Consider the following 6,676-nt stretch of genomic DNA (forward strand, 5'->3'; position numbering starts at 1 on the left):
GAAGTGTTAATACAATATTATAAATAGACTATGCTTAGGAGGCATATTATGAGTATAAATGAAGATATATATGATGAAGTCCATGATAAATATATAAAGGAGGATAAATTTATTGACAAAGACATATGTGATGAAGTCAATGATGAATATATAGAAGATGAAAAATTTGTTGATAAAGATATGTGTGATGAAATAAATGATAAATATATAAACGAGAATAAATTTGTTGACAAAGATATATGTGATGAAATTTATGATGACTATATAGAAAAAGATAAGATCGTTGATAAATTTCCTAAAGATAATTATAAGAAGATGGAAGATTATTCTCAAATAGAAGAATCAAAGATTTCTGTAAATTGTAAGTTGAAAGTTGATTTTGATACAAAAAATAAGATGATTTATTTATATCCCGGAAAACTTCAATATTTTACAGTTGATGTATCAAAATCTTGTGGTGATGTTACTATTAAATATAAAGGTCATCACTCAAGTAAGGGGATATGCGGAAATCTTGGAATATATAGAATAGTTGAATCAGGAATAGTTGTACAAACTTATTGTAAGTTAGATCCTAGAAAAAAAGATATTTTAAATTTTACAGCAATTGATGAATGTACTAAAGAATGCTGTGAATTTGTTGTGGTATTCAGTTGCAATCAATGTAGGTGTTGTTACTAATGCAACTTGAAAAAATAACTAGTCAACTTATTAGTTCCTAATTATTAGGTAATTGCAAAAAAAATTTCGTTAATTTTTCCTAGAAATAAGAGTGGCATCTTGAATAGTATATTCATATATTATTATATAATAAAACCACATTTAATAGTTCGTATAACTAAATAAATAAAGTGATTAAAACAAGAAAAAAACATGTAAATAAACTAGTATATTTATATGGTTAAATTGGGAGGAAAATTATGAGTATCAGTGTTACAGAACAAGAAGTATCTTTAGAAGAAATTATGAAAAATGCAGATTTAGCAGCAGGATTAGATTTAAATATGCCAATAGGAGAAGATGAAGAAATGGATGAAGAATTTAAAGAAGAATTTAAAGAAGAAAAAGATTCTGATAGAGACAAAGGGTGTAGGAAATGCCACGTGCCACCTATGAAGATAAATTGTGATTTAGAGGTGGGCGTTGGAACTAAAAATAAGATAATTTATGTATGTCCAGGAAAAGCACAATATTTCACAGCAACTGCAATAAAATGTTCTGGTGACGAGACAATTGAAATAGAATATATTGGTGATAAAAAACATTGTGTAAAAGGCGAAGACGAAGGAGTTATACGTGGTTGTCTTGGAGTTTATAGAATAGTTAAGTCAGGTATAATCTTCATACCAAATCGTAATTTATCTGAATTTCCTGATGATTGGTTTCCAACAGATATTTTACCTTTCAAGGCGAAAGATAAATGTGATAAGGACGTTAAATTTGATGTAGTATTCACTTTCTCTAGATGCGTAGATTGCGAATGTCGTTGCGGTAAATAATATAATAATAATAATAGAATTGTCTTATTAATAAGGATATATGATAAACAAGGAATTGCTTTCATATATCCTTTTACTGTAGATGCCCAAAGTGAAGACTAGAGTTGTAAATATGTTTAATGTTAATTTTTTTTATTTTTAAGAACATTATGTAAATGATCTAAATAATATAATATCAAAGATAAAACTCAATAACTAAAAATCTCAAATAAAAACTATTTTTAGTAAACAGAATAGCTGAAATATAAAAATAGTTTTAAGAACAAAAGAATAAAAAACAAAGGAGAGAAAAAATTATGTATAATTTTATAAAATAAGGATATAAGATAAGCAACAAGTGCTTTGTTATATCCTTTTATATTTGAATTTTTATACTTATGCGTGTAGCACACCAAAATAAAGGGCACTCTGTTGTTCTGGTTGCTGAGGACTTTGATGCAACACTTTACTAAAGAGTATCCTTTATTTCTAGTTTTGGGTGTACATTCAAAGTATAAGTGTAATTTAGAAGACTCAAATTAACTATTTGCTATATTAATATAATCAACGCCATTTATTTTTATTTTATATATACCTGTAATTCGTGCTTTGCTCTTTTTTCCTTCTTCTATTACTATTTTTACATCTTCTACGTTAAATATAATTGATCTACTGCACCCCTTAGAAAGGCTATTGGGGGTTGAGATTAATTCTACTTTACATTCTCTTTTTAAGAGCTCATTATATAAAAGCGTAGCTTGATTATGAGATTGAACAATCATCAAATATTTATCTTTCTGTATTTCCATTGTATCAGCTCCTAAGTTTATCTTATAAAATCAAGTTTCACTTAATAAAACACATTATCTTAATAATAAATTATTTATAGACTCAATGTGTATTATTTCATTAGTACATATTATAAGCATTAGTGGACATAATTTTAATCTTATTATTTAAATTTTTAAATTTACCTATAAGATATAAAATTATCATATCTTCTTGATTAACTTTATCTTTAAGAGAGAGGATTTCTTTCTCGTTTACCATATTTATATTTTCAAGTAATTTTAGTTTTTCCTCTTTATTAGTTAAACTTTCTTGAAGGAAATTTATATTTTGAGAAAGTTTTTCTTTAAAAAAGAGTATTTCTTTTTCTTTTTCAATATTAAGATTTTCTATTGACTTTAGTTTTTCTTCTGTGTCAGTTAAGCTTTCTTGAATTAAATTTGCATTTTGAGAAAGTTTTTCTTCAAGAGAGATTATTTCTTTTTCCATGTTGAGGTTTACTATTGATTTTAATTTTTCTTCTTTATCATTTAAATTTTCTTGAAGGAGGTTTACCTTTTTATTTAACTGCTTTTGTAAATCTGTAAATTTAGTATGCTTGTTATTTATTTCTTTAAATTTTTCTTGATAAGATAGACTTTTAGCTTTTTGTTCTGCTAGTTGATTCTGTAGCATAGAAATTAATTGTTCTTTTTCTCTATATGTCTTTTTGTATGATAAAACTTTTGAACATATTTCACTCATATAATATTCAATATAGGATAGATAATTATCACTTTTTTCGTTATTTTTAATAGCTGGATAGAGGTTAGAGATAATTAGATTTTGTAATGTATCATCATTAGTGAAGTATATTTCATTACCTAATATACCTTTTATTTCTTTTGGTTCATTCGTAATATATATAGATTTAAAAATATCTGAAGAATTTACATTTTGATTATATGGCGGAGTGCTAAAATCATTTCCATTTTCTATTGAAAAACTACTATAAATTTCATTATCATCTATCCAAAAACACCATATTTCACCGTATATTATAAAAATCATACATGATTCAATATTTGTACCTTTAAAAATTTTAGTATTCTTAAAATCAAAATTATTACCATGTACATAATTTAAGCTGGATATATCATCTTCTCTTTTTATATACAAAGTGTGTAAAATTTGATTAAACATTATTGCAGAATAATCATTAAAAGGATATTTACTACTATCTATCAATTTAAAGTCAGACCATGTTTCATTATCCTTATTGAAGGATTTATAGCCTATTTCGTGGCTATCTACGAATCTTTGATACATAATAAACAATTCTTTATTATCAGGTGAATAAAGAATAAATGCAACATTATAATCATAATAATATTTAATCGTATCTATAATTTTAGGACTAGATAAGTTATTCATTTCATCAAGGATTTGATGAAATAGTGTTGCGGTATTATTTGCTTTATTAAAAATACTAAAAATTATTTGTATTTTATTTTCAATAACAGCTGTTTTAAAGTAAATACTAAATATTTCATTTTTTTCATTTGTAAGAATTTTTTGTTTATTCCATTGTTCTCCGTCATATTTGTTTAATATTATCGTTCCTGTTGAATCTTGATATAAGACATTTAAGCTGTCATCAGGAAGTAAAATTACTGAAAAATTCTTTAGGGCTTCTTCAGTAAGAATATGATCATCTGACCATGTATTTTCCTTAAAGAATTTATATATAATGCCCTCATCTTTTTTAAAAGAAAAAGTCCATGTAGTGCCATCAGATTGTTTTATAATATAAAAATTTCTATCAGTCATTACCATTAATTTATTCCCTTCAAATCATAGTTCTTTATATAAAATATGATTTTATTAATTAACTTGTGTTTATAACTTTAGGCAAATGTATATCTTATATAAGGTATAAATGGATGTTTTCATTATAATAGGTTAAAGCTGAATGTGCTTTAAATAATACAAATAAGTAAGTAACACTCTTAAGTTTATTACATAAAATATTATTAGAAATCGAATAAAGATTTTTTTACAAAGGAGAGATATATAATGTCAGATGTACAAGAAATAATGAATGAAATGGAAAACTTAAATAAAGAAATTGCTACTACTGCTGATGAACCTGTAGTTGAAGGAGCACCTTTAAGTGCTGGTGATGATCCAACAATAGTATTAGGAACATCTTGTTGCGTAGTTCCTTTACCAGATGGATTTGCTATTCCATCATCTATTACTCTTGCTAGCAATTTAAGAATTGGTTATAATCTAAATAAATTAGAGTGTTTTGTTACTCATTCTACTCTTAGTGCTACAACAACTTGTAATACTGTTGTAAATGTAACTGGATGGGCAGTAAGGATGGTGGGTTGCATTTCATATTTAGTAAATCTTTATCCTATTACAGCTACTCCGGGGATAAGTAGGGTATGTAATATTCCTGCTGATGCTACGCAAAAACTTAGTTTATGTTGTAGTAATAATATATGTGTAGATCAATGTATAGCTTTATTGGACACTGAAGATGCAGCTAAGGCCCTTTGTGACAGGTTTAGCGCTATACAATGTGTTCAAGCTTTAAATCCACCTACTACAACTTCTATTATAACTCCTTCTATAGGAGTATTACAAATACCACTCTGTTCTGGTAATAGTAATGCAGTTCAATTTACTGTTAGTTTTAGTCTTAGCTATGTATAGATAATTTCATATTATCAAAAAAATAGATTCCTGCATTTAAAGTACAGGAATCTATTTTTTGTAGTGCGCCCAGCATGGGCGCAATCTAAAGGGTGAAAGTTCTGAGTGCTTGTTGATAGTGACAAGTACATAGCAAAGAGCAAGGATGTCCATCATGAGGTGCAATCTTAAGGAAGCTGTAGGCAAACTTCCGGTCTGACGAAAAGAAACTACATAAAGCATATTGCTACACAAACTAAAGCCCTAAACTATCCTGAAGCATATGGTGTAAATGTAGCAGATATATAGAAGGTAAGATTGCGCTCTTACCTGGGTAGATCTCATGGGCGTGTGGAAACATAGAGTATGAAGTGTGCATGAAACAAGATTCATCATGAGAAGCCAGCAAAAGTCATATTCCCAAGTGTAGTCGACGACACTTGGGAAGGACTGAATTTTAGGAGATTATAGTAAATGGATATTACCAATCAAGAAATCAAATACGTCTTTATAAGGCTTCTGAAGAAGTATTTAAAGGCTACCCCAAATAGCATCTGCGGAACAGAAAGGGTATATGTGAGTGTATGCTTCTTCGAGGATAACTGAAAACAAAATCATCTACACGAAATTCAATCAATCCGAGATGGAAAATAACGTTCCAATCTTGTAAGGAGGGTGGAAATTATATTCAACTGCAACAATTTATCTCAAACTTTATTTTGATTTCTTTATTTAAATTTAAAAGAACAAAAAAATAAAAAAGAACTATTTAAGTTGGTGCAAATTCAAACTTAAATAGTCTGCCACTTTTCTTTATATAATATTGTAGTGCTTTAAAGCATAATAAATTCCATCTTCTTCAAGATACTTTGTGACAAAAGATACTAAATCGAATAGTAAAGGATTGCTATTTCCCATAGCTATGCTATTTTTAACATATTTAAGCATAGCTAAATCATTAGTACTATCACCAATTGCGTATGTATTTTCATGGTCAATATCTAAATGCTGTAGTAAATATTCTATACCCGATGCCTTTGAGAATCCCAAGGGAACTAATTCATAAAAACCTTCACCTCGGTGTATAAATTCAAAGATATTACTAAATTCTTCGTAGAATTTTTCGAAATTACTATTTTCATTAGTCCAAATAACTAATTTATCAAAGTTGATTTCAGGATCATCAAAGGTTTTTCCTTTGTAAAATCCTTCTTTTATATGACGCTCTTTAATTTTAAGCACTTCTTCTGAATATATATTTATATCATAGTAAATATCATTTTTGCCTTCTAATATTGCATCAATATTATATCCACGGGGCTTGTCTGCAATTTGTTTTGATAAATTTATACCAAGGTCCCTATGTAATAATTCTTTATTTTTAAATTCTATGTAAGTACCACATCCACATATATATCCATCAAAATTAAGTTCCTTAACACAATCATCAATTCCTATAATGGTTCTACCTGTATTAATAAATATTAGATGTCCATTTTCTTGTGCCTTTTTAAGTCAGCTTTAGCACTATTTGGAACAATGCAAGTTTTTTCATTAAATAACGTTCCGTCAATATCAAAAAATATAATATATATGTTGCAAAATGAAAACTTCAAAAATAACTATCAAGAAAAAATATCCATAAATATAAATCAACTAAAATATCCAAACTAAAAATAAAATTATCGAGAGGTGTTAACTATGGATGTTTTAGTGCTTAATAAGAT

Annotated in this window: 5 protein-coding genes and 1 pseudogene; 3 read left to right on the forward strand and 3 right to left on the reverse strand. The window is 27.3% G+C overall.

Translation table 11 applies throughout. From position 1 onward, the window contains the following. Window positions 1-48 precede the first annotated feature (48 nt). Window positions 49-681: a hypothetical protein gene (locus LLF98_RS10485; RefSeq protein WP_291703290.1), complete on the forward strand. Its 633-nt coding sequence runs from the start codon at window positions 49-51 to the stop codon at window positions 679-681. 239 nt (window positions 682-920) lie between these two features. Next, complete coding sequence (locus LLF98_RS10490; protein WP_291703292.1) at window positions 921-1,499, forward strand: hypothetical protein; 579 nt, start codon at window positions 921-923, stop codon at window positions 1,497-1,499. 518 nt (window positions 1,500-2,017) lie between these two features. Here the strand turns inward: LLF98_RS10490 and LLF98_RS10495 are convergent. Together LLF98_RS10495 and LLF98_RS10500 are read right to left on the reverse strand one after the other, a co-directional pair. After that, window positions 2,018-2,287: a DUF3343 domain-containing protein gene (locus tag LLF98_RS10495; protein ID WP_291703294.1), complete on the reverse strand. Its 270-nt coding sequence runs from the start codon at window positions 2,285-2,287 to the stop codon at window positions 2,018-2,020. 100 nt (window positions 2,288-2,387) lie between these two features. After that, a complete protein-coding gene (locus tag LLF98_RS10500; protein ID WP_291703296.1) occupies window positions 2,388-4,082 on the reverse strand; it encodes a hypothetical protein in 1,695 nt (564 codons plus the stop codon). Window positions 4,083-4,322: 240 nt separating this feature from the next. Between LLF98_RS10500 and LLF98_RS10505 the strand changes: the two genes are divergently transcribed. Beyond that, complete coding sequence (locus tag LLF98_RS10505; RefSeq protein ID WP_291703298.1) at window positions 4,323-4,970, forward strand: hypothetical protein; 648 nt, start codon at window positions 4,323-4,325, stop codon at window positions 4,968-4,970. Between the two features lie 792 nt (window positions 4,971-5,762). Here the strand turns inward: LLF98_RS10505 and LLF98_RS10510 are convergent. Next, a pseudogene (locus tag LLF98_RS10510) lies at window positions 5,763-6,544 on the reverse strand (HAD family hydrolase). Window positions 6,545-6,676: the final 132 nt, after the last annotated feature.

It is taken from the genome of Clostridium sp. (assembly GCF_021372645.1).
Lineage (GTDB): Bacteria > Bacillota > Clostridia > Clostridiales > Clostridiaceae > Clostridium.